The sequence below is a fragment of the Thermosulfurimonas dismutans genome (genome assembly GCF_001652585.1).
Taxonomy (GTDB): Bacteria; Desulfobacterota; Thermodesulfobacteria; order Thermodesulfobacteriales; family Thermodesulfobacteriaceae; genus Thermosulfurimonas; species Thermosulfurimonas dismutans.
In genome coordinates this window covers 23,345-48,055 of the sequence record NZ_LWLG01000002.1, presented here as the reverse complement: position 1 = coordinate 48,055, position 24,711 = coordinate 23,345, and the positions used below count along the sequence as shown (strand labels likewise).

Below are 24,711 nucleotides of genomic sequence, written 5' to 3'. Positions count from 1 at the left end.
TCTATTTTAGAATGCCGGAAAGGAAGTCTTGCACCAAAGTGTCCGGTCCCATATCCGGGGCGCCTCCTAGAACCACGCGTATGCGGGCGGTCTCAAGCCTTTCTTTCCATTCCGGTGATAGATCTAAGGCCAAAAGATGGGTGGCCACCTGCTCCTTGAGGAAGGCCTCAAGATCTTGATCTTCCGGACGCCTTACCACGTCCTTTACCCGGACCTTGCCAGCTTCGATGTCGTAAACGGCAAAGAGATCGGTTGCGAGCGGATCCTTGGCCAGGTTCGTTCCTGATACCGGAACCGCTACCCGCATGTAGCGACCTTCTTCGACTTCGCGCCACATTTCCTCCGTGGCGGCCACCACATTGCGCACCAGTTCTTCGAAGGCCTGGGCTGTGATGGATTCGGGATAGGCCGCAATCGCAGGTTTTCCAGCGTCTCCGGCTGCCACCACTCGGGGATCGACCGGAATTCGTCCCAGGAAGCGAATGCCCATCTCCTCGGCCAATCTTTCGCCTCCGCCCCGCTTGAAGATGTCCAGTTCTTTCCCGCAGTGCGGGCAGATGAAACCGCTCATATTTTCTACCAGACCCAGTATACGCATCTTGACCTTGCGACAGAAGTTGATGGACTTCTGGACGTCGATGAGAGATACTTCCTGAGGGGTGGTTACCACTATAGCATAAGCGTCGGGAATGGTCTTGGCTACCGTAAGGGGCTCGTCTCCGGTTCCCGGAGGGGCGTCTATTATAAGGTAATCCAATTTGCCCCAGTCAATATCGCCGATGAACTGTTTGATGGCCGATATCTTGAGTGGCCCTCGCCAGATGACGGCCGCATCTTCTTTGGGAAGCAAAGGTTCAATGGAAAGGAACTTGAGGTTAGGGGAGTAACTTATGGCCCCCAGACGGCCGTCCGGCCTCCGGGGCAAACGTTCCCGTCTTACTCCCAGCATTTTGGGAATGTTTGGACCGTGTAGATCTACGTCTAGAAGACCTACCATGAAGTCCTGAAGGGAGAGTCCTACGGCCAAGTTCACCGAGACCGTGCTCTTGCCCACTCCGCCTTTGCCGGACATCACGATGATCTTGTGCTGGATGCGAGAAAGTTGCTCCCGGACCTTCTTTTCCTGCTGGTCGAGAAGAATGTTCTTTTCCTGTCCAATGGCCATATTTCCCTCCCCGAGTTTTAAGCTCGCACGTACCGATAGCCTTCATTCTGCCACTCTACCAGGACCCTGATGCCCGCGGGAACGGTCTTTCCGTTTTCGGGAACCAGCGCCGGGTCCACGTCAAAAGCTCGCATGGCGTTTTCACAGAAATAAACCGTCACGCCGTCCTTTACGGCTTCACGATAGAGGTCTTCTACCTCACTAAAACGTTTGAGGATGGTTATTCCCTCGGCGTTTACCAGAATACGTACTGAGAAATTCTCTCCGCTCATGGCCTTGATAAAGTTGCGAGCTACTTTTAAGGCCACCTCGAATCTCCCTGACTCCGGAACGTGTAAAACCAGTTTCCAGTCCGCCATATTGCACCTCCTTTAGGCCCTTTTCTAGTTCCGAAAGTTTACCACAGATGTTAGAATTATCCAGCATGCCGGTTTTTCCCTCTCAACATCTCAAACGTCTGGTAGATCTTGCTCGCAAGGGACGCGTGGCTCCGCTCTACCTCTTCGTAGGAGATCCGGAAGAGGCCTATGCTAAGGCTAGCAAGATTGTCTCGGTACTGGTAGAAAAGGGGGCCCTCTATGAGAGTTTCGACCTCCAGGAAGCCTCTTTCGAGGACCTCATGGCTCTTCTTTCGGAGGCCGCTCTCTTTGGACCTCTAAAGGTGGTCTTGGTGAAACATGGAGAACGGCTGGCCGGAAAGAAGGATATCGTTTCTCGCATACTCAAAAGCCTGGCTCCGGGATCGCGGTCCCTTTGCCTGCTGGCCGAAACCTATCCCGAGGAGGACGAACTTTATCGCTACGCCCTTGAAAAGGGCGTAGTAGTGCCCCTCAACCTTCAAAAAGGCCAGGCCCGGTTTCTCTCAGACTTGCCCCATCTTCTTTCCGAAGCCGGCAAAAAGATGGATAGAGAGGTGGCGGAATACTTCCTTTCTCTTCTAGGCGAAGATTATGCCCGTTTCCGGAACGAATTGGAAAAGCTTATCCTTTACACTGGAGATCGGGAGATCATCACCCGGGATGACGTGGAAGCCGTGGTCTCTCCGGATGAAGAGGCTGCTCTCTTTCTTCTCGGAGATGTTCTTATGGAGAAGGGGCCTGAGGTTGCCTGGGGAATACTTCGGAGACTCCTTGAAGGCGGAGAGGTCCCGGCAAGGGTGCTTAAGGCCTTAACCACCTTTTTCAAGCGTCTCTGGCTCCTTCACTACCTCTTGAGTTCCAAACCGGAACTTTTGAGGATCAATCGTTTCGATGCTTTTAAGTCTGCCTATGAGAATTTGCTTAAAGAGGTTTGGCCGGAAAGGCCGCCCGCAGTACTGACCAAACTCCATCCTTATGCCGTTTTCCGATTAAAAAGACACCTTCGGAAGTTTTCGTCCGAGACCTTTCCAAAACTATTTTATTATCTCTGGGAACTTGATTTGGCACTTAAGAAGGACTTTCGCGATCCGTATCGGGCCTTCTATGAGTTCTTTATTCGGGTCTTTGAGCTTCAAAGGAGGGGTATGTTTCAGAAAAGTCCTCAAGTGCTCGAATCTTTTGGATAAGTTCTTCACGAGTCTTGAAATCGAAGCTTATCTTAAAGCGGTCTTTTTCATAAGCTTGGGTAGCTTCAAAGTGGATGCCTTTCTTTAAAAGGACTTTTTGGGTTCTTAAAAGATCTTCTTCGAAACGATGGACTTGAGGTTTGAGAAGTCTTCTCAACTTTTTGAGGAATCCTTTTCGATCTGCCATTTCCGAAAATTCCCGGGCCACTACTTCCTCTATTTCAAGGTCATACCTTTTGGAGAGATCAAGGAGACCGATAAGGACTTCCCTCTGTTCCGAAAAAGTGAAACGGAAACGCTGAAAGAGCGCCAGGAAAAAGAGTTGTCTTTCCGAAGGGAACTTGGTCAGGGTTTCGGCTACTTTGGGGTTCAAGGTTTCTTTTGCCACCGCCAACTTGATTTCCTCTGGACTCTCGGAGAGCCGCTTTAGAAAAAAATACCAGCGTGGATTCTCCGGAATACCCAGACGGGGAAATATCTTCCGACTTACCTCTTCCGGAGGTAGGTAACGTTCAAAGCGAGATACGACCTCGGCCTTCTCGGCCAGATTGAGTCCCCGGAAAAGGTTGCTCTCCAGCGAAAGATGGAGGGCTTCAAGGGGGGCTAGTTCACGGAGTATGAGAACCTCTATGGTAGTCATTCCCAAGGTTTTCGCGGAGAGCAGGCGACCTTCGCCACATATCGGAAGCAGGCCCTCCCGGTTCTCCAGTACCACCGGAGGCTCGATGATGCCGTATCTTCTTATGCTTTCAAGAAGTAGGTTATCTCTTTTGGGGAGGGAAAAGACGAAGGGTCTTTCGGAGAACTCGATCTCATCGAGCTTGATCCGGGAGAGGGACATCAGAAAAGGCTCTTTCCAGTAAGCCTTTTCAAGGCCTCAAGATATCTCTCTCTAGTCTTTTCTACGATTTCGGGAGGAATTTGAGGGGCAGGAGGTCTCTTGTCCCAGCCGATTTCTTTGAGCCAGTCCCTTATGAACTGCTTGTCGAAACTCTTTTGCGGGCGTCCGGGTTCATACTCCTCCTTGGGCCAGAAACGGGAGGAGTCCGGGGTGAGCACTTCATCCACCAGGATGAGCTCACCGTCTATCAAACCGAACTCGAATTTGGTGTCCGCAATGATGATTCCCCGGCTTTCAGCGTATTCTGCGGCTTTACGGTAGAGGGCAAGCGAGATCTCTTTCACCTTTTCTGCGGTCTCTTCCCCGATAAGGCGCACGCATTCTTCAAAGGTGATGTTTACGTCGTGTTCCCCCTGTTCGGCCTTGGTGGAAGGAGTGAAAATAGGTTCCGGAAGACGATCCGCTTCCCTGAGCCCGGAAGGGAGTTTTATTCCACACACAGTTCCCTTTTCCCGATACTCCTTCATGGCCGAGCCCGTTATGTAACCCCGTACGATACATTCCACCGGAAGGACCCGGGCCTTTTTGACCAGCATGCTCCTTCCGGAAAGGATGTCTCGGTAAGGTTGGGTTTCTTCGGGATATTCCGAAGGCTCGGCGGAAATCAAGTGATGGGGGACGACCTCTTTCAGGAAGTCGAACCAGAAAAGGGACATCTGGGTGAGGATACGGCCTTTGTCCGGAATGGGCGTGGGCAGAACCACATCAAAGGCCGAGATCCGGTCCGTGGCTACAATGAGGAGTTTGTCTCCAAGGTCGTAAATGTCCCGAACCTTCCCCCGAGAAAGGAGCTTTAAGTTCTCAAAGTCGGTTTTGAAGAGTGCAGTACTCATGGTTCTAAGCCCTCGCTCTGGCCAGTTTCCGAGTGCGCTTTTTGAAACGAGAAGCTAGCTTCCGATAGCGTTCGTAACGCTCCTGGTCCCCTTCGGCCTTGGCCTTTTCCGCAAGCTCCTTAAACTTTTTGATCTTGGCCTTGAGTTCCCGCATGGAGCCGCCAACCTTTCGCGGGGCCTCTTCAATGCCATAGACCTTCTTTAAGGCCGAAATCAATTCCTCTTTGTTCATGCCGTGGACCCCGGAAATTTCCGGGATCTGAAGGGCAATCTCCCGTAACTCCTTAATGGTCATCTTTTCCAGCTTTTTGGGAAGCGGTGGAAGTCCTCCATCACCAGCTTCGGCCTGAGCCTGCGTCTCTTCCTGGACCTCCTCCTTTACCTCTTCGGCCATCATTCCCCTCCCGAAAATTTTTTGGAAAACATAAACGGTTTTTAGGTCTTCTTCAAGAGCCAAAACCCGGATAAAATTCTAAAAATGGCGCTTCCTTGGGGCATTCTTGAAGAGAAGGACTGGTTAATCTTGCGGGATCTCTATGCCCTGGCCCCTGATTGTGCTAAGTTTCTTTCCCGGCGTTTGCGCCTTGATTTGGAAGAGACCATGCAAAGATTAAGAAGATTGGAAAATCTGGGTTTCCTCGAACGGGTCAAGGGGAGATTCCTGAAAAAGAAAGGGCTTAGACGTCCTAAACACATGAACCATACTTATTACGAACTTACCCGAGAGGCTAGGCTTTACCTAAGGCAAACCCTTTTCGAAGACCGCGGAGGGCATTCATGATCGAAGAAGTTTCCTTTTCCACTTCCGAACTGATGGAAGGAGAAAGCATCGAGGTCCCCGAAATTCTTCCTCTCATGGCCATAAGGGACATCGTACTTTTTCCTGGGATGGTCATCCCCCTTTTCGTGGGGCGAGAGAAGAGTCTTGAGGCCGTTTCCGAGGCCCTGGCTGGGGAAAAACTCCTAACTCTTGTTACCCAGAAAGACCCTGCCGAGGAAGACCCCGCACCGGAAGCCCTTTTTAAAGTGGGGGTCGTAGGGCTGATTATCCGGACCTTCAAGCTCCCGGAAGATCGTCTCAAGGTCTTGGTTCAGGTTTTGGCTCGGGTGGAGGTCAAGGAGTTCCTGCAACTCCAACCTTTCTTCAAGGCCCGAGTTCTTCCGGTAAAGGAGAAGGAGCCCGAACATCTCTCCGTGGAGGCCGAGGCCCTTCTTAGAAACGTGCGAGAGACTGCGGAAAAAGTCCTGGCCCTGAGGGGGTTGCTTAATCCGGATCTTTCGGCCATGTTCAGTTCCGTAGATGAACCCGGAAGACTAGCGGATCTGGTAGCTGCGCACGTACGCTTTAAGGTCTCGGAGGCTCAGGAACTTCTTGAAACTTACGACGGCCTCGAACGACTACAGAAGATAGCCCGTTATCTTCATCGCGAACTTGAAGTAGCTACCCTACAGGCCAAGATCCAGAGCGAAGCCCAGGAAGAAATGGCTCGTTCTCAGCGGGAGTATTTCCTTCGGGAACAACTGCGGGCCATCAAACGGGAGCTTGGGGAGACCGACGAGCTCGAGGCCGAGATCGAGGAGTTGCGAGAAAAGATCCAGAAGGCCCGAATGCCCAAGGAGGTGGAGAAGGAGGCCCTAAAGCAACTTTCCCGCCTTGAAATGATGCATCCGGATACGGCGGAGGCCACGGTTATCCGGAACTATCTTGACTGGCTCATCGAACTCCCCTGGCGCAAGAGTACCAAGGATAAGCTTGACCTCAAAAGGGCCAAAGAGATTCTAGACGAAGATCATTATGATCTCGATAAGGTTAAGGAGAGGCTGCTTGAATATCTTGCGGTCAAGAAACTCAATCCCAAGGCCAAGGGCCCTATCCTTTGTTTTGTAGGTCCTCCGGGAGTAGGAAAGACAAGTCTTGGGCGCTCCATCGCCCGGGCCCTGGGGCGCAAATTTGTGCGGGTCTCCCTAGGTGGCGTCCGGGACGAGGCCGAGATCCGGGGGCATAGGCGGACTTATGTGGGAGCCCTCCCGGGCCGGATCATCCAAGGACTGAAGCAGGCCGGGGTCAATAATCCGGTCTTCATGATAGACGAGGTGGACAAGCTCTGCTCGGACTTTCAGGGGGACCCGGCCGCGGCCCTCCTTGAAGTTCTCGATCCGGAACAGAACCGGGAATTTGTGGATCACTACTTGGGAGTCCCCTTTGATCTTTCCAAGGTCATGTTTATTGCCACCGCTAACATGACCGATCCCCTTCCTCCGGCCCTTCTGGATCGTATGGAAGTGATCTATCTTTCAGGTTACACCCCGGAAGACAAACTGATGATCGCCCGTAGGTATCTCCTCCCGCGCCAGCTTAAGGAGCATGGTCTTTCCGAGAAGGATCTGCATCTTTCCGATCAGGTGATTTTTAAAGTCATTGCAGAGTACACGGCCGAGGCTGGGGTGCGGGAGCTCGATAGGAAGCTCGCGGCCCTCTGTCGCAAGGTAGCCCGCAAGCTTGCCGAGGGGGAAAAGGGACCTTTCCGCATAACCGCGGGTAATCTCCACAAGTATCTCGGCCCTCCGGAATACGTGGAGGAGCTTTCGCAAGAAGAGGACGAGATCGGGGTGGCTACTGGCCTGGCCTGGACCCCTTACGGCGGTGAGGTCCTCTACATCGAGGTCACCGTGATGGAGGGGAAGGGCAACTTGATCCTAACCGGCCAGCTCGGTGATATCATGAAGGAAAGCGCCCAGGCGGCTCTATCCTATATCCGAACCAAAGCTAGGGAACTAAAAATTCCAGTAAGATTTTATGAAAAGTACGATCTTCATATCCACATTCCTTCCGGGGCCATTCCCAAGGACGGGCCGAGTGCCGGGGTAACTATGGCGGTGGCCATGATTTCGGCCTTGGCCAAACGTCCGGTCTCCAAGGAAGTGGCCATGACCGGAGAGATCACCCTCAGGGGAAAGATTCTCCCGGTGGGCGGTATCAAAGAAAAGGCCCTTGCGGCCTTACGTAAAGGGATAAAAAAGGTCCTCCTTCCGGAAAAGAACCTAAAGGACCTCGAGGACATACCGGCAGAGCTTCGCCGGAAACTGGAATTCGTGCCGGTCAAACACTTGGACGAAGTCCTGGAGATAGCTCTGGTCAAGAAGCGGAGAGGCCAGAAGAGGAGCTAGCTTCGGGCCTTGGTTCCTCTTTCTGGCCTCATATATAGCCCATATTACAAAAGCCATGAATTATAATGACTTCAGTTTTTTGGCCACCTCTTTGGCGAAATAGGTGATGATGATATCCGCCCCGGCCCGGCGGATGGAGAGCAGGCTCTCCAGCATAACTCTTTCCTCGTCAAGCCAGCCTAGGCGGGCCGCAGCCTTGATCATGGCGTATTCCCCGCTTACCTGATAGGCCGCGATGGGGTGGTTGAACTCCTCCCTCAGGGCCCGGATGATGTCGAGGTAGGGCATGGCCGGTTTTACCATGATGATGTCTGCGCCTTCCTCTATGTCTAAAGAGGCCTCCCGCAGGGCCTCACGGGCGTTGGCCGGGTCCATCTGGTAGCTGCGCCGGTCGCCGAACTGCGGGGCCGAATCCGCGGCCTCTCGGAAAGGTCCATAGAAGCTCGAACAATACTTCACGGCGTAGGAGAGGATGGCCACGTTTTGAAAACCGGCCTCGTCCAGGGCCTCGCGGATGCGGGCCACCCGGCCGTCCATCATGTCCGAAGGGGCCACGATGTCGGCCCCGGCCCGGGCGTGGGAGACCGCTGTGCGGGCAAGCTGCTCGAGCGTGAGGTCGTTGTCCACCTCGCCGTTTTTGATAATACCGCAGTGGCCGTGACTGGTGTATTCGCAGAGACATACGTCCGTGACCACGATGAGCTCGGGTACTTCCTTTTTGATGGCCGAGACGGCTTTTTGAACGATTCCTTTCTTGGCATAGGCCTCGGAGCCTAGCTCGTCCTTTTTTTCAGGGATGCCGAAGAGGATGACCGCCGGAAGACCTAGCTCGTAAACCTCTTTGGCCTCCCTTACGGCTTCATCCACTGAGAGCCGAAAGACTCCAGGCATGGAGGACACTTCCTCGCGCACCTTTTTCCCTGGGCAGACGAAGAGGGGATAGATCAGGTGCTTTACGGAAAGCTCGGTCTCCCTCACCATGGCCCGCAGGGCCTCGGTGCGCCTGAGACGACGGGGACGATATTCGGGAAAGAACATACCTCACCTCCTGCAATGTTTGACAATTTACTATACCCTTTCTAAAATCTTTTAGAAAGAATTAAAGTTTTGCAGGGCTTTTCCGGATTTAGGGCGTGAGAAGGTGATGAGGCTGGTGAATTTTTCGGAGTGGGCGGAGGGCCGAAAGGCTGCCACAGCGGAAAAGGTCAGGGTCCGGAAGTAAACATGAAAAAGATCTCGTTGGCGGCGGTTTGACTGATGACGATCTTCGTCGGGACTCTCCGGGCCGAAGTGACCAACGAGATGATTTACCGGAAGCTCCTTTTTCTGGATCATTACTGGAATATTTGTGACGCTTACGAGGGTGATGATAAGTTTTCCGTTCTGGGATAGGAGGACGACCATCAGGCGGGCGAGGGAGGAAGCGATGGAGAGAGGTTTTTCCTGTTCTTGACAGAAAATTTTTTTCAATTTTAGAATATGTTAAAAAGTTGATTTCGTAAATCCAAAAAAGTTAACAAGGAGGTGCAGTTATGTTGAAAAGAGGCACGGGAGCAAGGACCGGGGGTTTCACCCTGGTGGAGCTGGCCATCGTTCTGGTTATTATCGGTTTGCTTTTGGGAATGGCCTTGAAGGGGCGGCAACTTATCAAGTCGGCTAGGGAAGATGCTTTTTATAACAAGCTTCAAAAGATTTCTGCGGCTATAAATATTTTCTATGAAAGATATAATAGATTGCCGGGAGATGGATGCACTAATAATCCTTCAACTGGATTATGTACTACTTCTAATACCTATTTGAATGGAAGGATTGATACTACTACGGAACAAGCTGCTTTCTGGAGTGAGTTAAGGAATACGGGATTATTGACGGAGGCTGATAGAAGAGAACCTTTTACTGGAAAGTTGTTGGTTTTTTCAAATTACAGTTCTCCTCCTTATGACGGAATCTGGCTAGAAACAGCATATAACGAACCAGCATCAGCTATATGCAGAGTAGATCAGAAGTTTGATGATGGTAATGCTGCTCCTAGTTCTGGAGGAATTATCTTTACTGATGCCGGTAATGAATATGACCCAGATACTGATTGTGATAGCTTAACAGGAGTTGTTGAAGGTAATTTTAATGTTTATCGGTATTAAAGAACTTAACAAAACCATTTTGCCCCGGAGGCTAAGCCCCGGGGCAAAATGGAATTTCTCCGCTAAGGTTTGGTTTTATTTGAAACCCGAGGGAATGACCATCAGGCGGTTTTGACTCCCCCCGCTGAAGCGGTTAAAATGCGGGCGTGGCGGAGGCGAGGCTTTCTCTTATTTCAGAGAAGGAACTTCCGGAGGGGCTCCGGCCCCTGGTGCTGGAGGTTCAGGCCCGGAGTGAGACTCCGCTCTTCAAGCTCTTCGAGCGCCTACCGAGGGATCTTTCCACCGACCGGCTTGACCGCCGCCGTTTTCTGATTTCGGGGACAACCGAGGCCTTTCGGAACCTTATCCGCGAAAACTTCGACCTCAAGTTTGCCAAGGGGCTCCTCATTTTCCTTTCTGAGTGGGAGCCGGCTTTGGTTTCGGACCTCATTCCTAAGCACGGTCTCATTCCTCCTCAGGACCTGGCTTTTGGGGTTCTGACGGAGGAAGAAGTTTACCGTCTTTCCCCGGCCCTTAAGGCTCGTCATCTTTATTTCGGGGTGGAATACCAGGGGCCGGAATCTCTGGCCGTGGAAGTCCTGCGCAGCCGGCTTCCCTTTGTGCTTGAGGGGGCCCCAGGGGAGGATCGACGTATCATCGTCTCTGCAAGCCTTGCCGATCTCCTGATTTATCTGTTAAAACCCCTGGAGGATTTGGAAGACCTCAGGGAGTACGTAGAAAGGATCTTGAAAGAGCTGAAGAAAAGACATCCAGATTGTTTCGGAGAAGGAGGGTAAAATGGGTCTCACGGTTGCGGAGAAAATCATCGAAAGACACCTGGTTTCGGGAAGCCTCAAGCGTGGCGAGCCCATTGCTATCCGTATAGACCAGACCCTAACTCAGGACGCCACCGGTACCATGGCCTATCTCGAATTCGAGGCCATTGGAATTGACCGGGTGCGGACCGAACTTTCGGTCTCCTATGTGGATCACAACCTCCTTCAGACCGATTTTCGCAACGCCGACGACCACCGGTTTTTGCAGACCGTGGCTGCCCGCTATGGCCTCTGGTTCTCTCGTCCCGGAAATGGTATCTGCCACCAGGTGCACCTCGAGCGCTTCGCAAGGCCAGGGCGCACCCTCCTTGGTTCGGATAGCCACACCCCCACCGCCGGAGGCTGCGGTATGATCGCCATCGGGGCCGGGGGATTGGACGTGGCCATGGCTATGGCCGGCGAACCCTTCCATCTCATCATGCCCAAGATCTTGGGGGTTCACCTTACCGGCAAACTCCCGCCCTGGGTTTCGGCTCGGGATGTGGCCCTCTGGCTTCTTCGGAAACTTACGGTAAAGGGTGGTCTGGGTAAGATCCTGGAATATTTCGGTCCCGGGGTTAAGGAGCTTTCCGTGCCGGACCGGGCTACTATCGCTAATCTTGGCACCGAGATGGGGGCCACCACCAGCGTGTTCCCCGCAGACGAGGTTACCCGGGCCTGGCTTTACGCTCAGGGGAGGGAAGGAGATTTCGAGGAGATCCTCCCGGACGAGGACGCCCGTTATGACGAGGTCATTGAGCTCGACCTCTCCAGCCTTGAGCCCTTGGCGGCCTGTCCTTCCTCGCCGGACAACGTGAAGCCCGTGGCCGAGATCGCCGGAAAACCCGTGGCCCAGGTCATCATTGGCTCCTGCGCCAATTCGTCGCTTAGAGATCTTCTGGTGGTGGCTGAAGTGCTCGGACGCCACCCTGTGCATCGGGATACCTGCCTCGAGATCAATCCTGGCTCCCTCCAGGTGGTGGAAAACCTCGAGGCCCTGGGAAAATTCCAGTCCCTCGTTCATGGCGGGGCCAGAATACACCAAAGCGGGTGTCTCGGTTGTATCGGTATGGGGCAGGCCCCACCCACAGAGGCCATTTCTCTGCGCACCTTTACTCGTAACTTCCCCGGCCGGTCCGGGACCCGGCCGGATTACGTCTATCTGGTCTCTCCGGAGACGGCGGTAGCTTCGGCCGTGCGCGGGGTGATCACCGACCCTAGAGAACTAGGGGATTATCCCGAAATCAGCCTTCCTGAAAAATTCATTCTGAACGATACCCTGCTTGTCCCTCCACTTCCAGATGAAGAGGCCCTCAAAGTGGAGATCCTGCGCGGGCCGAACATTGTGCCCCTTCCGAAGTTCGATCCCCTGCCTGAGGACCTGGAGGGAGAGATTCTCCTCAAGGTGGGGGACAACATCACTACCGACCACATTATGCCTGCTGGGGCCAAGATTCTTCCGCTGAGGAGTAACCTTCCAGCCATAAGCGAATACGTTTTCTCGGCGATCGATCCGGAATTTTCGAAAAAGGCCTTGGCCCTTAAAGAAAAGGGCACGGCGGTGGTGATTCTAGGCGGGGAAAACTACGGGCAGGGTTCTTCAAGAGAGCATGCGGCCCTGGCCCCGAGGTATCTTGGAGTAAGGCTGAAGATTGCCAAGAGCTTTGCCCGCATTCATAAGGCCAACCTTATAAATTTCGGTATTCTTCCCGTGGTTCTCGAAAATCCGGAGGATTATGACCGCCTTGCCGCTGGGGACCGCATCCGGGTCCCAGATATAAGGAAGGCCCTTTCGGAGGGAGCCGAACGCCTCCGCATAGAGGTTCCCGGAAAGGAAGAGATCTGGGGCCGTCTGGAACTTACGGAAAGGGATCGAGAGATCATTCTTTCCGGTTGTCTTCTAAATATGGTTAAGAAATAAACAGGGAAGACGGCGTAATTTCGGAAAACTTTGCTGGATATCGGAAAGTATGTCTTTACGGTGGGCATTCCGGAAGGACTTCTCGGTGATCGTCTGAAGTTTAAATTGGGCTTGTTTTTATTTGGAATAGGCTTTACTTTGTTAATAGTGGATTTTTTATATTCCACCGGATGAGGGATAAGGATGGAAGGCATCTATGTTCTGTTAGGTGGTTTGTTACTTGTGGCGCCTTTGGGAGTTTTGATAATTATAAAAGACGCCCTCAAGGCTAGAAAAATTTCATAAGTTCTATGAAGTTCCGCCTAATTATTCTCCTCTTTGCTCTTTTGGCCCTGGTTTTTCTCTTTTTTAACCCTTTTGTAGGGTTTTACACCGATTATCTCTGGTACAAGGATTTGGGGTATCCTCAGGTCTTCCTCACCAGATTCAAGGTTCAGGGGGTTCTATTTCTCTTGGTGGCCTCTTTTACGGGATTGGTGTTTTACTTTCACGGATATCTGGTCCATAGAGTGGCCTCTCGGGGCGCCTTCTGGTCGCAGTATCTTGATCCCCGCTTCACTCGTTTTCTCTCCGAGAAATTTCGCTTTCTTCTGAAAGTGTTCTCTATCTTTCTGGCCTTTTCTTTTGGATTGGCTGCTAAAGAATTCTGGCAAGATTATTTGCTGTTCGTCCATGGAAAGGCTTTCGGCCTAAAAGACCCTTTGCTTTCGTTGGATATCGGATTCTATGTCTTTAGACTTCCCTTTCTGCGCTACCTGGGGGACTTGGCCTTTGCTCTCTGGACCCTCTTGTTTTTAACCGGAACTCTTATTTTCGTGGGACTTGGCCACTTGGAAAGGGGCGGCCGGCTCGGGATACGACTCACTTCGGCCTTTCGCCGCTACTTAGCCTTGATGGTAGCCCTCTTTTTCCTGCGTTTGGCCTATGACCTTTTCCTTGACCGTACGGATCTTCTTTTTGACGAGCGGGGGGTAGTGTTCGGGGCAGGTTACACCGAGGCCCGGGTGGTGCTTCCGGCCTTAAACGCCCTTATGCTTTTGTCATTGGCCGCGGCCCTCCTTTCGGCGGTCTTCATCCTGAGGCCCAGAAAAGAGATTCTGTTCGGCCTCGTGCTGGGCTATGGCTTGCTCTATTTTATAGGACTCAAACTCCTTCCGGGTGTGGTGCATCGGTATGTGGTGCAACCAAACGAACTTGATAAAGAAAAGCCTTACATTGCCCACGAGATCCGTTACACTCGAGAGGGCTTCGGCTTGACCTCCGTTAAGGAAAAATCTTTCACTTTTGGAAAACCCCTGACTTACAACGACCTCAAACGCAACGCCCTTACCATCAAAAACATAAGGCTCTGGGATCATCAGCCTCTACTCGAAACTTACAGCCAAATCCAAGAGATTCGCACTTATTATCGTTTCGTTTCGGTGGACAACGACCGGTATGTGCTCAACGGAGAACTTCGCCAGGTCATGCTCTCGGCCCGGGAACTTTCCCATGCTGACCTGTCCAGTAAATCTTGGATCAACCTTCACCTGGTCTATACCCATGGCTACGGCCTTACCCTGGGAGTGGTTAATCAAGTTTCCCCGGAAGGGTTGCCGGTGCTTCTGATCAAGGACATCCCTCCCAGATCTTTGGTGGACCTTAAGATCACGCGTCCAGAGATCTATTTTGGAGAACTGACGGACACCTACGCCGTAGTGAATACCCGGGTTAAAGAATTCGATTACCCGGCTGGTGAAAAAAATGTTTACACCACCTATCGTGGAAAGACCGGGGTTAGGGTAGGGGGCCTTTTCCGTCGGACACTTTTCGCCTATCGTTTCGGAACTAGCAAGTTTCTTTTCTCCCAGGATATCCTCTCTGAAAGCCGTGTTCTCTACTATCGAGAGGTCCGAGAACGGGTTAGACGTTTGGTGCCTTTTCTGTTGGTAGATGGTGATCCCTATCTAGTTATCGGTAAGGATGGTCGCCTTTTTTGGTTCTTGGATCTTTATACGGTTTCAAACCGTTTCCCCTATTCTCGTAGGGTAAGAGGCCTAGGAAACTACGTGCGGAACGCGGCCCTAGCGGTAGTGGACGCCTATCATGGGACGGTCGACTTTTATCTCAAAGATCCTCGTGATCCTATCATTCAGACCTATCAGGAAATTTTTCACATGTTTAGGCCTCTTTCGGACTTAAGGGCCGATCTTAGAAGTCACATTCGCTATCCTCATCGTCTATTTTCCCTGCAGGCCAGGCTCTACGGTCGCTATCACATGACCGATCCCCGAGTATTCTACAACCAGGAGGACCTCTGGGAGATCCCCAAAAGTCCGAAGGATCCTAGGCGATACATCCGGGCTTACTACACCATCATGAGACTACCGGGACAAGATATGGCAGAATTTATTCTCATGGTGCCCTTTACCCCGGCCAAGAAGAACAATCTTTCGGCCTGGATGTGTGTACGATGTGACCCTGAAAATTACGGGGAAATACTGGTCTATCGTTTCCCTAAACAAAGCCTGGTTTACGGCCCACAGCAAATCGAAAGCCGCATCAATCAGGATCCGGAAATCTCACGCCAGCTCTCTCTCTGGGACCAGCGGGGAAGCCGGGTCATTCTGGGAACCCTTCTGGTGATCCCCATAGAGAACAATCTCCTCTATGTACAACCCCTTTATCTCAAGTCCGAGACCGGACAGATTCCCGAGCTCAAGCGGGTTATCGTGGCCTACGGCAATCGGATTGCCATGGCTGAAACCCTGGATAAGGCCTTGATGGAGATTTTCGGTTCAGTGGAAGAAAGAATTAAAGAGGCTGGCCGCCAGATACTTGAAAAGATGAAACCACGGGTGGAATCTGGAAAAGCTTATCTCAGGGGACTTTACCAAAGGGCTGAAGAGGCCTTGAGACGTGGAGATCTCGAAGAATTCGGTCGTCTCTGGAAAAAACTCGGGGAGGCTCTGAGGTGAGGCTTACTCTTGGGGTATGCCTGATATTGACCGTGGTCTTGACCGTCTGTCCGGCCAGGGCGAAGGAGGATACCGAACTTTTTGCCGAGCTTAAGAGCCGGCTGATGGCAGAAGGTTTTTCCCCTGCGGAAATTGACAAAGTCTTCTCCGATCCCCGGGTGAAGTTTTTGCCGCAAATCATGCCTCGCAAACTCACCTGGGACGAAAGTAAGCTACCTTACAAAAGGTTTTTGCGACCGGAAAGAATCGCCCGGGCCCGAAACTTTATGAAAGATTACGCCCCACTGCTTGACGAAATCGAAAAGACTTACGGAGTGGAAAAAGAGGTCTTGGTGGCTTTGCTTCTCGTGGAATCCGATCTCGGAAGGCACCATGGCCGCTACGAGATCTTCAATGTGCTGGCCAGTATGGCGGTGTCTTCCGATTGGGAGAGGGTGAAACCCTACCTTGATCGGGAGCTTTCCCCGGAGGAAGAAGCTCGTCTGAAAAGTATTATGGCCCGCAGGTCCCGGTGGGCCTATCGAGAATTGGTGGTGCTTCTTGAAATCTCCCAAAAATATGGTCTTGATCCCTTGGCCTTAAAAGGCTCCATTTTTGGGGCCTTCGGCTATCCCCAGTTCATACCGAGCAGTTTTAGAAGTTACGCGGTTGATGGCGATGGCGATGGGCGCATAGATCTCTATACCCTTACCGACGCCCTGGCCAGTGCCGCCAACTATCTTAAACGTCACGGTTGGCGTCCGGGCCTTTCCTGGGAGGAAAAAAAACGCGTGCTGATGACCTACAACCACAGCGAACCCTATGCCGAGACCATTCTTGAAATTGCCAAGAATCTCCATGATTCCGAAGACCGAAATTGAAAGGAGGTTGTCTTCTTTAAAAGAGGCTTTGCGAGAGAAAGCCCTTGATGGAGCCCTTATCACCTCTCCTCTGAATCTTTATTATTTTACCGGGGCCTTTGCCCTGGGGCATCTTCTGGTTACCGAAAGGGAAGTAAGGTTTTTAGTCTTTAGGCCCTTTTCCCGAGTGCTTTCTGAAAGTCCACTTCCGGCTGAACCTTTACGTTCTTTAAAGAAGCTTCCCGGAATTCTAAAAAACGCGGGTATAAAAGTTCTTGGGCTTGAATATGCCGGCCTTACCCATGATAGATTTTTGCTCTATCGAAAAATTCTTTCCGAATTCGATCTGCAAGATATTTCCGGAGCTATTTCTCATATCCGTACAATTAAGTCCCCTTACGAGGCCGAGTGTCTGAGGGAGGCCGGAAGACGTCTTGCGGAGGCGCTTTTCGAAGGTCTTCCTAAGATAAAACCCGGTATGACCGAACTTGAGGCCATGGGACTTATAGAATACGAACTTCGGAAGCGGGGGCATCCCGGTTTCGTACGGTCTTTCCGAGGAAATGAATTCCCAACCGGGCTTCTGATCTCCGGCCCAGAGGGAGTAACTCCTGGATACATGATTGCCGGAGAGGGAGGTTTGGGAGTGCCTGGTTTTTCGAGTGGAGCCAGTCTCAAAAAACTTCACTCCGGTGAACCTATTTTATGCGACTTTTCGGGTTTTTATGCCGGTTATTACGTGGATCAGAGCCGTATGAGTTCTCTAGGGGGGGTGTCTCCAGAAATCCGTGACCTCTTCGAGATGGCCGAAATACTTATGGATTCTGCGGAAAGGGCCTTAAAACCAGGGATACCTGCGGAGGAAGTCTTTTTCTCGGTGTTGAAGGAGGCCGAACGCCTAGGAGTGGAAAAATATTTTATGGCTAACGGAGAGGAAGGCGTGAATTTCGTAGGGCATGGGGTAGGCCTATGTATAGATGAAGAGCCGGCCCTGGCCCCGGGAATGAAAACCGAACTTCTTCCCGGCATGGCGCTGGCCCTTGAGCCCAAACTCCATGTTCCGGGGATAGGGGTAATTGGTCTCGAAGATACCTTTTTTTTGAAAGAGGATTCTTTAGAAAGAGTGACATCTTATCCTAGAAAGTGGCAAGTTTTTTATTAAATTTTTTATAAATCTATAAAAACAATCATAATAGAATTTGAAAATCGGACAAATTTTGGTAATAATGTCTTAGGTATCGTTTGAGGGTAGGGACGATTATTTTTTTGAGGAGCGGTGCTTTTTCCACCAGCGTTTAAAAAGCTTTTGTCTTAATGGAGAAAGATAGTCTATATAAAGGATACCATTTAAGTGGTCTAGTTCGTGTTGCACGGCCCTAGCTCCTAAGCCTTCGAGTTCCATTTCAAAGGGTTTGCCCTCACGATCAAGGGCCTTAACCAGGACTCGGGCCTTTCTTTTGACCTTGGCAGAATATCCCGGAATACTTAAACAACCTTCTTCTTCGTATATTTCACCCTCTGCCTCCATAATTTCAGGGTTGATAAAGACCAATAGTCCATGGGGGAGTTTTTCTCCTTCTCTTTGAGAAAGATCCAGCACGAAAAGCCTTTTAGAGACAGCTACCTGATTGGCAGCTAGTCCCAAACCCTTGGCGGCGTACATGGTCTCGGCCATGTCGTCTATAAGTTGCTGGAGATCACCGTCTATTTCGGTAATCTCTTCGGCTTTTTCCCTTAAAATCGGATGTCCCAGGACTACGATTTTGCGAAGCGCCATAGTCTTCTCTCCAGTCCGGAGATGAGTCCTTCCGGAGTGAATATCATCACCAATATAAGGATCATTCCAAAAATAACAACCTCGTAATCCTCGAAATGGGATAGGACCTCCGGGAGGATAGAGAGAAAGACCGCTCCGCCGAGAGCCCCCCAGAGACTGGCGATACCTCCTATAACCACCATGGTCACAAAAGCTACTGAATGGAGAAAGGTAAAGCTATAAGGACTGATAAAGGTTACGAAATGGGCGTAAAGGGATCCGGCCAGGGCCGCAAGGCTGGCCGAAAAGAGAAAGATTCCAAGTTTGAGGCGGTGAATGTTGTAGCCTAGAGATCTCAGGGCGGGTTCGCTATCGTGAAGGGCTAAAAGGATTCTTCCTATGGGGGAGTGAACCAGATGGAGGGCTAATAAAAGAAAAAAGAGAAGCACGGACCATACAAGGAGATAATAGCCCTTGAAAGAAGTGAGAGTATAAGTACCAAGACTCAAAGGAGCTATGCCCACTAGACCTGAAGGGCCTCCGGTAAGGTTTACAGACTCCTTAAAAATGACCTCTACAATCACACCAAACCCCAAAGTGGCCACGGCCAAATAATGTCCCCGAAGTTTGAGAGATGGAAGGCCTATGAGGAAGGCCACGGTCAAGGTCAGTCCTTGAGCCAGAAGGATTCCCCAAATGGGAGAGAGTCCGTATTTGGCCGAAAGGATACCGGTAGTATAGGCTCCCAAGCCGTAAAAAGCGGCGTGTCCCAGAGAAACCTGACCGGCGTATCCCATGAGAAGGGAGAGTCCTAGTACTACTAGGGCCTGGAGGCCAGTCATGGTGAGGACGTTAAAGATATAGTCATTCCGAACCCAAAAAGATACGCCCCATACCACAAGTGCCAGAACCAAGATTTTGAGGTATTCCCATCTCATCGCTTTACAGTTTTTCAGCGGTTTTGAGACTTAACAGACCCTCGGGGCGCACAAAAAGCACCATAAGAAGCAAAAGAAAAGCCACAGCGTCCTTGTAAGCCGAAGAAAGATAGCCTGCACTCAAGGTTTCGAGAACTCCAAGGATTAGACCACCACAGAAGGCTCCGGCCGCGGAGCCCAAACCTCCGAAAACGGCGGCACTGAATCCTTTGAGTCCCAACATGGTTCCCATGTCATAAGTAGCAAAGGTCAAGGGAGAAATGATGATACCTGCCAGCCCGGAGAGGGCAGCACTAAGAGCAAAAGAGATACAGGTGAGATTGGAAATGTTTATCCCGATTACCCGGGCCCCTAAACGGTTGTAAGCACAGGCCCGCATGGCCTTTCCCCAGAGCGTAAATCGGAAAAAGGCCTCTGTTGTCAGAAAGGCCAGTACCGTTACCAAGAGGATGAGGACTCCCTGGGGCGGAAGAGTAGCTCCTAGAAAGTGATAAGGACCACCGGGTATGAAGGCCTTGACCGGCAGAGGGTCCTTCCCCCAAACGAACATGGCCAGGCCTTTGAGGAGGATGGACACCCCGATAGTGATGATAATGAGGATGAGGGGGCTGGCCTCCCTTGCGGGATAAATAGTGAGCCTTTCGGTAAGGGCCCCTATGAGGGCCACGAATACGAGCACTATCGGAAGCATTAGCAATAGAGGAAAATGGAATTTTCCGGTAAGGGAGGCCGTTAGCATGGCTCCCAACATGACAAATTCGCCCTGGGCAAAGTTTATTACGCCGGTAGCGTTGTAAATGATCATGAAGCCCAGGGCGATCAAGGCATAGATAGCCCCGTTTACCAAACCGGCGAAAAGAAATTCCAAAAAGTTTTCCATAGGAGTTTTTTACTATTCTTTAAGAAGGTGGAAGTCTCCTCCCCGGATTTCTACCAGGACAAAAGCTTCCTTTTCGCTAAGACCGTTGTGATCCTGAGGAGTCATGTTGAATACGCCGTGAATGCCCTTTAACCCTTTTATATTTTCTAGCGCTTCCCGGATTTTGGCCTTGTCGGCTCCGGCCTTGATCAGGGCCTCCTTAAGGAGGAGGAAGGCGTCATAAGCGTGCCCACCGAAAGAAGAGGGAGCCTTTCCATAACGGGCCTTATACCTCTCGATGTAGCTCAAAAGCAGGGCCTTTTGGGGATCAGAGTCCGGGAGTTCATTGGCCACGATGAGTTTCCCGGCTGGAAGGATGATGCCCTCGGCGGCCTCTCCGGCTAGCTCAATGAAACGTTTGGAGGCCACACCGTGGCTCATGAAAAGTTTCTGTTTCATACCGAGCTCACGCATGTTCTTGGCCACGATGGCCGGGCCGGGATTGGTACCCCAGCAGATGATGGCCTGGGCCTCAGTTTTACGGATTTTGATCAATTGCGGTTTCATGTCCACGTCTTTGGGACCGAAGAGCTCATCGGCTACAATCTCGATACCATATTGAGGAGCTAGGCGTTTGAGTTCTTGGCGACCACTCTGGCCGAAACCATTCGAGACCGTGAGGATGGCTACCTTTTTGATACCCTGTCGCACACAATAGGCGTAGATTTTTTTGACCGCCAGCCGATCACTCTGGGCGGTCTTGAAGACGTAAGGTTTTACAGGCTCGACTATTTTGATTCCGGCCGCACAGGAAATAAGCGGCACCCGATAGCGCTCGGCCAAAGGAGCTACCGCCAGGCTTGTTCCGGTACGGCTCGGACCAATTACTGCCAGTACCTTGTCTTGGACCACAAGCCTTACAAACTTTTTGACCGTAAGAGTTTCGTCCCCCTGAGTATCATAGAGGTAAAGCTTCAGGGGATGACCGTTGATGCCCCCGGCCTTGTTGATCTCGTCTACCAGCATTTCCAAGGTCTTCTTTTCTGGATCACCAATGAAGGAAGTAGGACCAGTTACCGAGAAGAGGGCTCCTATGCGATAAGGTTCTTTGGCCAAAGCCTGAAAACTGAATAAAAATAAAAAGATCCCCAAGAGAAAAAGCAGAGCTATTTTGCGCATGGCGACCTCCTCATATTTAAGTTTGAAATGGATAATGCCAAGAGCTTACCTTTTTGTCAAACGATATTAGGGAATTCACGGCTTAGAGGTTCACTAAGGGCGGTTGTCAAAAGAAAAAGTTTAGATTAAAAAAGGCCCAAATCCAGAGGAGGCCTGATTTATGCATCCTTTACTGGCAATCAAACCGGGAGACAAAAGGCTTCTCATGGGTAACGAGGCTATTGTGCGCGGGGCCCTTGAGGCCGGGTTGAGAGTGGGAGCGGCCTATCCTGGGACCCCTTCCTCAGAAATAGGCAACCATCTTTTTTCTATTTCTCAAGAACTTTCAGGGCTTTATTTTGAGTTTTCAACTAATGAGAAGGTGGCTATGGAGGTAGCCGCCTCTGCTGCGGCCTGTGGCCTTAGATCCCTTACCTGTATGAAACACGTAGGCCTTAATGTGGCCGCAGACACCCTCATGACCCTGGCCTACGTGGGTGTGCGCGGTGGTATGGTCGTCGTAACCGCGGATGACCCATCCTGTCACTCCAGCCAGAACGAACAGGACAACCGGTACTATGCCCGTCTTTCCGGGCTTCCCATGCTTGAGCCGGCTACTCCCCAAGAGGCCCTGGAGATGACCCGGGAAGCCTTTGAGCTTTCGGAAAAGCTTGAGATCCCAGTAATCCTGCGCACTACTACCCGGGTCTCGCATGCCCGTGGGGTGGTTGCCTGCGGAGAGCTCCCTGACTATAGCCGCTTTGAGAAAGGGCGGTTTGAGAAGGATCTCAAACGCTGGATTCCTGTTCCGGCAGTGGCCCGTGAGCGGCACAAGGTTCTTTTGGAACGCATGGCGGAGGCCGAGGGCCTGGCCTCAAAGGCTCCCTTCAATCGCGTGGTCAAAAAAGGGCCTTTCGGTGTGGTAGCGTCTGGGGTTTCGGTGGTCTATGTGCTGGATGCCGTAAAAGAACTCGGGCTCGAAGAGGAGGTCTCTCTTCTTCTCCTCGGCTTTACCCATCCTTTCCCGAGGACCCTAGCCAAGGAGTTTCTCTCAGGGCTTGAAAGGTGCCTAGTGGTGGAGGAACTTGAACCTTATCTCGAGGAGGCCTTGAAGGTTCTGGTGGCCGAGGAGGAATTAAGAGTAAAGGTTCTGGGTAAGGCCGAAGGCTATTTTCCCAGATATCACGAATTTCATCCGGAGATGGTGAAAGCCGCCCTGGCCAAGGCTTTCGGTAGAGAATATAAGGCCCCGGAGGCTCCTGATACCTCATGGATCCCGGAACTTCCGCCGAGACCGCCTACGCTCTGTCCTGGTTGTCCCCACCGGGAAACCTATAAGGTGGTTAAGGAGGCCCTTCAGGAGCTTGGCGAGGAGGAAAACACGGTCTATCCCACGGATATAGGGTGTTACACCTTGGGGCTTCTACCACCGCTCAAGATGGCCGACTACCTCCTCTGTATGGGCTCAAGCGTGGGATCATCTTGTGGCTTTTCGGTGGCCACCGACCAGCGAATCGTCTCTTTTATCGGGGATTCCACGTTCTTTCACGCCGGTATCCCGCCCCTCATAAATGCCTATTATCAAGGGCACCGGTTTACCCTGGTGGTTCTGGATAACGAGACCACGGCCATGACCGGACACCAGCCGGTTCCCTCTCAGGAGATACGACCCGAGGCCCTGAAGGAGCGTCCGGTAATCTCTATCACCCGCTTCTGCGAAAATCTGGGCCTCCCCACCATTCAGATCAACCCTTACAAAAAGGAAGAGGCCAAAAAGGCCGTGCGGGAGATGCTGGCCTCCGAAAGGCTCGGGGTAATCGTATCCAAGGCTCCTTGTGTACTTTACAAGGTGAAGGGTAAATAAGGGAGGTCTGAAAATGACGGGCTTTAGGATTCTTGCGGTAGGAGTTGGCGGACAGGGTATACTTCTTTTCTCAAGGCTTCTGGGAGAGGCGGCCCTTTCGCAGGGCTATGATGTGGCTATGAGCGAGGTCCACGGTATGGCCCAGCGAGGCGGGGTTGTGGAGAGCAATATTGTTCTTGGAGAGGTTAAAAGCCCTTATATTTCCCCGGGAGAGGCTGATATCCTAGTGGCCCTTGAGCCGGTGGAGGCCCTAAGGGCCCTCGGACGCTGCCGAAAGGAGGCCACGGCTCTTGTGAGTTCCGATCCCGTGGTGCCCCAGATCGTAAAGGATGGCCTGGCCACTTACCCCGAGGTAGAGCCGTTACTTGAGAAGATGAAGGAAGTTTTGGGTAAAGTTCATATCTTTTCCGGGGAGAAGCTCGCCCGAGAAGCCGGGTCCGGAAAGGCCCTCAATGTGGTCATGCTAGGGGCCCTCGCAGGGACTGGTATCCTTCCTATACCGCGGGAGGCCTACCTTGACGCCATCCGTCGGGTGGTCAAGCCCAAATTTCAGGACTTAAACCTCAAGGCCTTTGACCTGGGCTACGAGGCCGTGAAGGCCTAAATTATTCCTTTACCTTTTCCACCCGCTTAGCCTTGCCCTCCCGGCGGGGGAGTTCACCCTCTTTGAGTAGGATTACCTTGGCGTGGAATCCGAGGTAATTGTAGATCTCCTCCGCCAAGCGCTCTCGCAGGGTTTCGTCCTGGACCTTGCTTTCTACCAGAATCTCTATAAAGTCCTTCCCGGCGCGCTTGCCGAAACGAATGAGGTATTCCGGGGTGGTCTCCGGGTGCCGCATGAGGATTTCTTCTACCTGACGGGGATAGAAGTTGACTCCCTTGACCTTGAGCATGTCGTCCGTACGGCCTTTTATGCGGGCTACACGTAGCATAGTGCGGCCGCAGGAACATCGCTCCCGGGATATTATCCTAGTTATGTCCCGCGTGCGATAACGGATGAGAGGTAGTCCCTCCCGGGTGAGGGTGGTGACCACCATCTCGCCCTCTTCTCCATCAGGTAGGGCCTTGCCGGTCTCAGGGTCTACGATCTCCACCAGATAATGATCCTCCCAGACATGGAGACCTTCGTGAGCCTTACAGTCTATGCCCAGACCCACTCCACCAGTCTCCGTCATGCCAATGATGTCGAAGGTCTCTATACCCATAGCTTCTTCGATGTACTTGCGCGTCTCGTCGCTCCAGACCTCGGCTCCAAAAATACCCACCCGCAGGCGGGTTTCCCGAAAGTCGAAGCCTTCCTCCTTGGCGACCTCAATGAGCCTCAGAGGATAAGAAGATATGGCTCCAAGGGCCGTGGTGCCGAAGTCCTTCATAAACTTGAGTTGCATGAGGGTGCGTCCCGGGCCAATAGGCACCACGAAACAGCCGATGCGTTCGGCCCCATAATGGAAACCGAAGCCCCCGTTGAAAAGACCGAAACCCGGTGTGATTTGCAGGACGTCCGCATGGGTGACACCCGCGGCCGAAAGACAGCGGGCCATAATCTCCGCCCATTGTTCCACATCCGAGCGGGTGAAGGGGTTTACCACCGGGGTTCCGGTGGTACCGGAGGACATGTGAAAGCGAACAAAGGCCTCCTTTGGGGCGCAGGCCAGCCCGAAAGGATAAGCCTCTCGCAGGTCATCCTTGGTGAGGAAGGGGAGTTTTTCAAGGTCGGAAAGATCTTTAATGTCCTCAGGGTGGATTCCGCCCAAGCGTTTGTGGTAGTCGGGATTACGATCCCTGATATGGGCCAGGGTTCTTTTAAGGCGTTCGAGCTGGAGTTTGCGAATTTCTTCCTGGGGCATGGTCTCCAGTCTCGGCTGATACAC

General features: G+C 52.0%; 23 protein-coding genes. 12 read left to right on the top strand and 11 right to left on the bottom strand.

Annotation, left to right across the window (positions count from 1 at the left end):
* Nucleotide 1 precedes the first annotated feature (1 nt).
* Nucleotides 2–1,165: a P-loop NTPase gene (locus tag TDIS_RS02330; RefSeq protein ID WP_068668917.1), complete on the bottom strand. Its 1,164-nt coding sequence runs from the start codon at nt 1,163–1,165 to the stop codon at nt 2–4.
* 17 nt (nt 1,166–1,182) lie between these two features.
* On the bottom strand, nt 1,183–1,524 hold the full coding sequence (locus TDIS_RS02325; protein ID WP_068668915.1) for a DsrE family protein: 342 nt from the start codon (nt 1,522–1,524) through the stop codon (nt 1,183–1,185).
* Between the two features lie 65 nt (nt 1,525–1,589).
* Here TDIS_RS02325 and holA point away from each other — a divergent pair, with 65 nt between their 5' ends.
* Nucleotides 1,590–2,711, top strand: coding sequence for a DNA polymerase III subunit delta (gene holA / locus TDIS_RS02320; RefSeq protein ID WP_068668913.1), 1,122 nt, complete (start codon nt 1,590–1,592; stop codon nt 2,709–2,711).
* Here the strand turns inward: holA and TDIS_RS02315 are convergent.
* The 3 genes from TDIS_RS02315 to TDIS_RS02305 are packed head-to-tail and all read right to left on the bottom strand — an operon-like array spanning nt 2,638 to nt 4,842.
* Nucleotides 2,638–3,552 (bottom strand): ParB/RepB/Spo0J family partition protein, encoded by a 915-nt coding sequence (locus tag TDIS_RS02315; RefSeq protein WP_068668911.1) that lies wholly within the window; start codon nt 3,550–3,552, stop codon nt 2,638–2,640. The genes holA and TDIS_RS02315 overlap by 74 nt on opposite strands.
* Nucleotides 3,552–4,445 (bottom strand): phosphoribosylaminoimidazolesuccinocarboxamide synthase, encoded by an 894-nt coding sequence (locus TDIS_RS02310; RefSeq protein ID WP_068668908.1) that lies wholly within the window; start codon nt 4,443–4,445, stop codon nt 3,552–3,554. Before TDIS_RS02310 ends, TDIS_RS02315 begins: the two co-directional genes overlap by 1 nt.
* Before the next feature lie 4 nt (nt 4,446–4,449).
* Nucleotides 4,450–4,842, bottom strand: coding sequence for a Rho termination factor N-terminal domain-containing protein (locus TDIS_RS02305; protein WP_244147464.1), 393 nt, complete (start codon nt 4,840–4,842; stop codon nt 4,450–4,452).
* Between the two features lie 81 nt (nt 4,843–4,923).
* Here TDIS_RS02305 and TDIS_RS02300 point away from each other — a divergent pair, with 81 nt between their 5' ends.
* Entirely contained in the window at nt 4,924–5,226 is a 303-nt protein-coding gene (locus TDIS_RS02300; protein ID WP_068668906.1) for a DUF2250 domain-containing protein, read from the top strand.
* Nucleotides 5,223–7,613, top strand: coding sequence for an endopeptidase La (lon, locus tag TDIS_RS02295; RefSeq protein WP_068668904.1), 2,391 nt, complete (start codon nt 5,223–5,225; stop codon nt 7,611–7,613). Before TDIS_RS02300 ends, lon begins: the two co-directional genes overlap by 4 nt.
* Before the next feature lie 60 nt (nt 7,614–7,673).
* On the opposite strand, the gene hemB is transcribed toward lon, so the two are convergent.
* Nucleotides 7,674–8,651 carry a porphobilinogen synthase gene (gene hemB, locus TDIS_RS02290; protein WP_068668902.1) on the bottom strand — a complete coding sequence of 326 codons (978 nt, stop codon included), beginning with the start codon at nt 8,649–8,651 and terminating at the stop codon, nt 7,674–7,676.
* Nucleotides 8,652–8,870: 219 nt separating this feature from the next.
* Here hemB and TDIS_RS11450 point away from each other — a divergent pair, with 219 nt between their 5' ends.
* From TDIS_RS11450 to TDIS_RS02255, 7 genes are all read left to right on the top strand, one after another.
* Complete coding sequence (locus tag TDIS_RS11450) at nt 8,871–9,005, top strand: hypothetical protein (protein WP_279614530.1); 135 nt, start codon at nt 8,871–8,873, stop codon at nt 9,003–9,005.
* 140 nt (nt 9,006–9,145) lie between these two features.
* Nucleotides 9,146–9,754, top strand: coding sequence for a type II secretion system protein (locus TDIS_RS02280; RefSeq protein WP_068668898.1), 609 nt, complete (start codon nt 9,146–9,148; stop codon nt 9,752–9,754).
* 146 nt (nt 9,755–9,900) lie between these two features.
* The gene (locus TDIS_RS02275; RefSeq protein WP_068668896.1) at nt 9,901–10,530 is read left to right on the top strand and encodes a hypothetical protein; all 630 of its coding nucleotides are present in this window, start codon (nt 9,901–9,903) and stop codon (nt 10,528–10,530) included.
* Nucleotide 10,531: 1 nt separating this feature from the next.
* Complete coding sequence (locus TDIS_RS02270) at nt 10,532–12,469, top strand: aconitate hydratase (RefSeq protein ID WP_068668894.1); 1,938 nt, start codon at nt 10,532–10,534, stop codon at nt 12,467–12,469.
* A 290-nt stretch (nt 12,470–12,759) separates the two neighbouring features.
* Nucleotides 12,760–15,426 (top strand): UPF0182 family membrane protein, encoded by a 2,667-nt coding sequence (locus TDIS_RS02265; RefSeq protein WP_068668892.1) that lies wholly within the window; start codon nt 12,760–12,762, stop codon nt 15,424–15,426.
* On the top strand, nt 15,423–16,286 hold the full coding sequence (locus TDIS_RS02260) for a lytic murein transglycosylase (protein WP_153303729.1): 864 nt from the start codon (nt 15,423–15,425) through the stop codon (nt 16,284–16,286). Before TDIS_RS02265 ends, TDIS_RS02260 begins: the two co-directional genes overlap by 4 nt.
* Nucleotides 16,287–16,293: 7 nt before the next feature.
* Entirely contained in the window at nt 16,294–17,427 is a 1,134-nt protein-coding gene (locus TDIS_RS02255; RefSeq protein ID WP_068668888.1) for a M24 family metallopeptidase, read from the top strand.
* Nucleotides 17,428–17,523: 96 nt separating this feature from the next.
* On the opposite strand, the gene def is transcribed toward TDIS_RS02255, so the two are convergent.
* From def to TDIS_RS02235, 4 genes are read right to left on the bottom strand one after another with little or no spacing between them, the layout of a single operon-like run.
* Nucleotides 17,524–18,042 carry a peptide deformylase gene (gene def / locus TDIS_RS02250; protein WP_068668886.1) on the bottom strand — a complete coding sequence of 173 codons (519 nt, stop codon included), beginning with the start codon at nt 18,040–18,042 and terminating at the stop codon, nt 17,524–17,526.
* The gene (locus tag TDIS_RS02245) at nt 18,021–18,959 is read right to left on the bottom strand and encodes a branched-chain amino acid ABC transporter permease (RefSeq protein ID WP_068668884.1); all 939 of its coding nucleotides are present in this window, start codon (nt 18,957–18,959) and stop codon (nt 18,021–18,023) included. The genes def and TDIS_RS02245 overlap by 22 nt, the downstream gene beginning before the upstream one ends.
* 4 nt (nt 18,960–18,963) lie before the next feature.
* Entirely contained in the window at nt 18,964–19,839 is an 876-nt protein-coding gene (locus TDIS_RS02240) for a branched-chain amino acid ABC transporter permease (protein WP_068668882.1), read from the bottom strand.
* A 12-nt stretch (nt 19,840–19,851) separates the two neighbouring features.
* Nucleotides 19,852–20,997, bottom strand: coding sequence for an ABC transporter substrate-binding protein (locus TDIS_RS02235; protein ID WP_068668880.1), 1,146 nt, complete (start codon nt 20,995–20,997; stop codon nt 19,852–19,854).
* 160 nt (nt 20,998–21,157) lie between these two features.
* Here TDIS_RS02235 and iorA point away from each other — a divergent pair, with 160 nt between their 5' ends.
* Both iorA and TDIS_RS02225 read left to right on the top strand, forming a co-directional pair.
* Entirely contained in the window at nt 21,158–22,840 is a 1,683-nt protein-coding gene (iorA, locus tag TDIS_RS02230) for an indolepyruvate ferredoxin oxidoreductase subunit alpha (protein WP_068668878.1), read from the top strand.
* Nucleotides 22,841–22,853: 13 nt separating this feature from the next.
* Nucleotides 22,854–23,444 carry an indolepyruvate oxidoreductase subunit beta gene (locus tag TDIS_RS02225; RefSeq protein WP_068668876.1) on the top strand — a complete coding sequence of 197 codons (591 nt, stop codon included), beginning with the start codon at nt 22,854–22,856 and terminating at the stop codon, nt 23,442–23,444.
* A 1-nt stretch (nt 23,445) separates the two neighbouring features.
* On the opposite strand, the gene TDIS_RS02220 is transcribed toward TDIS_RS02225, so the two are convergent.
* Nucleotides 23,446–24,711, bottom strand: a complete 1,266-nt coding sequence (locus TDIS_RS02220; RefSeq protein WP_068668874.1) for a phenylacetate--CoA ligase family protein — start codon at nt 24,709–24,711, stop codon at nt 23,446–23,448.

Coding starts and splice junctions, on each gene's coding strand:
- TDIS_RS02330 (WP_068668917.1), bottom strand. CDS start 1,165: ATGGCCATTGGACAGGAAAAGAACATTCTTCTCGACCAGCAGGAAAAG.
- TDIS_RS02325 (WP_068668915.1), bottom strand. CDS start 1,524: ATGGCGGACTGGAAACTGGTTTTACACGTTCCGGAGTCAGGGAGATTC.
- holA (WP_068668913.1), top strand. CDS start 1,590: ATGCCGGTTTTTCCCTCTCAACATCTCAAACGTCTGGTAGATCTTGCT.
- TDIS_RS02315 (WP_068668911.1), bottom strand. CDS start 3,552: ATGTCCCTCTCCCGGATCAAGCTCGATGAGATCGAGTTCTCCGAAAGA.
- TDIS_RS02310 (WP_068668908.1), bottom strand. CDS start 4,445: ATGAGTACTGCACTCTTCAAAACCGACTTTGAGAACTTAAAGCTCCTT.
- TDIS_RS02305 (WP_244147464.1), bottom strand. CDS start 4,842: ATGATGGCCGAAGAGGTAAAGGAGGAGGTCCAGGAAGAGACGCAGGCT.
- TDIS_RS02300 (WP_068668906.1), top strand. CDS start 4,924: ATGGCGCTTCCTTGGGGCATTCTTGAAGAGAAGGACTGGTTAATCTTG.
- lon (WP_068668904.1), top strand. CDS start 5,223: ATGATCGAAGAAGTTTCCTTTTCCACTTCCGAACTGATGGAAGGAGAA.
- hemB (WP_068668902.1), bottom strand. CDS start 8,651: ATGTTCTTTCCCGAATATCGTCCCCGTCGTCTCAGGCGCACCGAGGCC.
- TDIS_RS11450 (WP_279614530.1), top strand. CDS start 8,871: ATGACGATCTTCGTCGGGACTCTCCGGGCCGAAGTGACCAACGAGATG.
- TDIS_RS02280 (WP_068668898.1), top strand. CDS start 9,146: ATGTTGAAAAGAGGCACGGGAGCAAGGACCGGGGGTTTCACCCTGGTG.
- TDIS_RS02270 (WP_068668894.1), top strand. CDS start 10,532: ATGGGTCTCACGGTTGCGGAGAAAATCATCGAAAGACACCTGGTTTCG.
- TDIS_RS02265 (WP_068668892.1), top strand. CDS start 12,760: ATGAAGTTCCGCCTAATTATTCTCCTCTTTGCTCTTTTGGCCCTGGTT.
- def (WP_068668886.1), bottom strand. CDS start 18,042: ATGGCGCTTCGCAAAATCGTAGTCCTGGGACATCCGATTTTAAGGGAA.
- TDIS_RS02245 (WP_068668884.1), bottom strand. CDS start 18,959: ATGAGATGGGAATACCTCAAAATCTTGGTTCTGGCACTTGTGGTATGG.
- TDIS_RS02240 (WP_068668882.1), bottom strand. CDS start 19,839: ATGGAAAACTTTTTGGAATTTCTTTTCGCCGGTTTGGTAAACGGGGCT.
- TDIS_RS02235 (WP_068668880.1), bottom strand. CDS start 20,997: ATGCGCAAAATAGCTCTGCTTTTTCTCTTGGGGATCTTTTTATTTTTA.
- iorA (WP_068668878.1), top strand. CDS start 21,158: ATGCATCCTTTACTGGCAATCAAACCGGGAGACAAAAGGCTTCTCATG.
- TDIS_RS02225 (WP_068668876.1), top strand. CDS start 22,854: ATGACGGGCTTTAGGATTCTTGCGGTAGGAGTTGGCGGACAGGGTATA.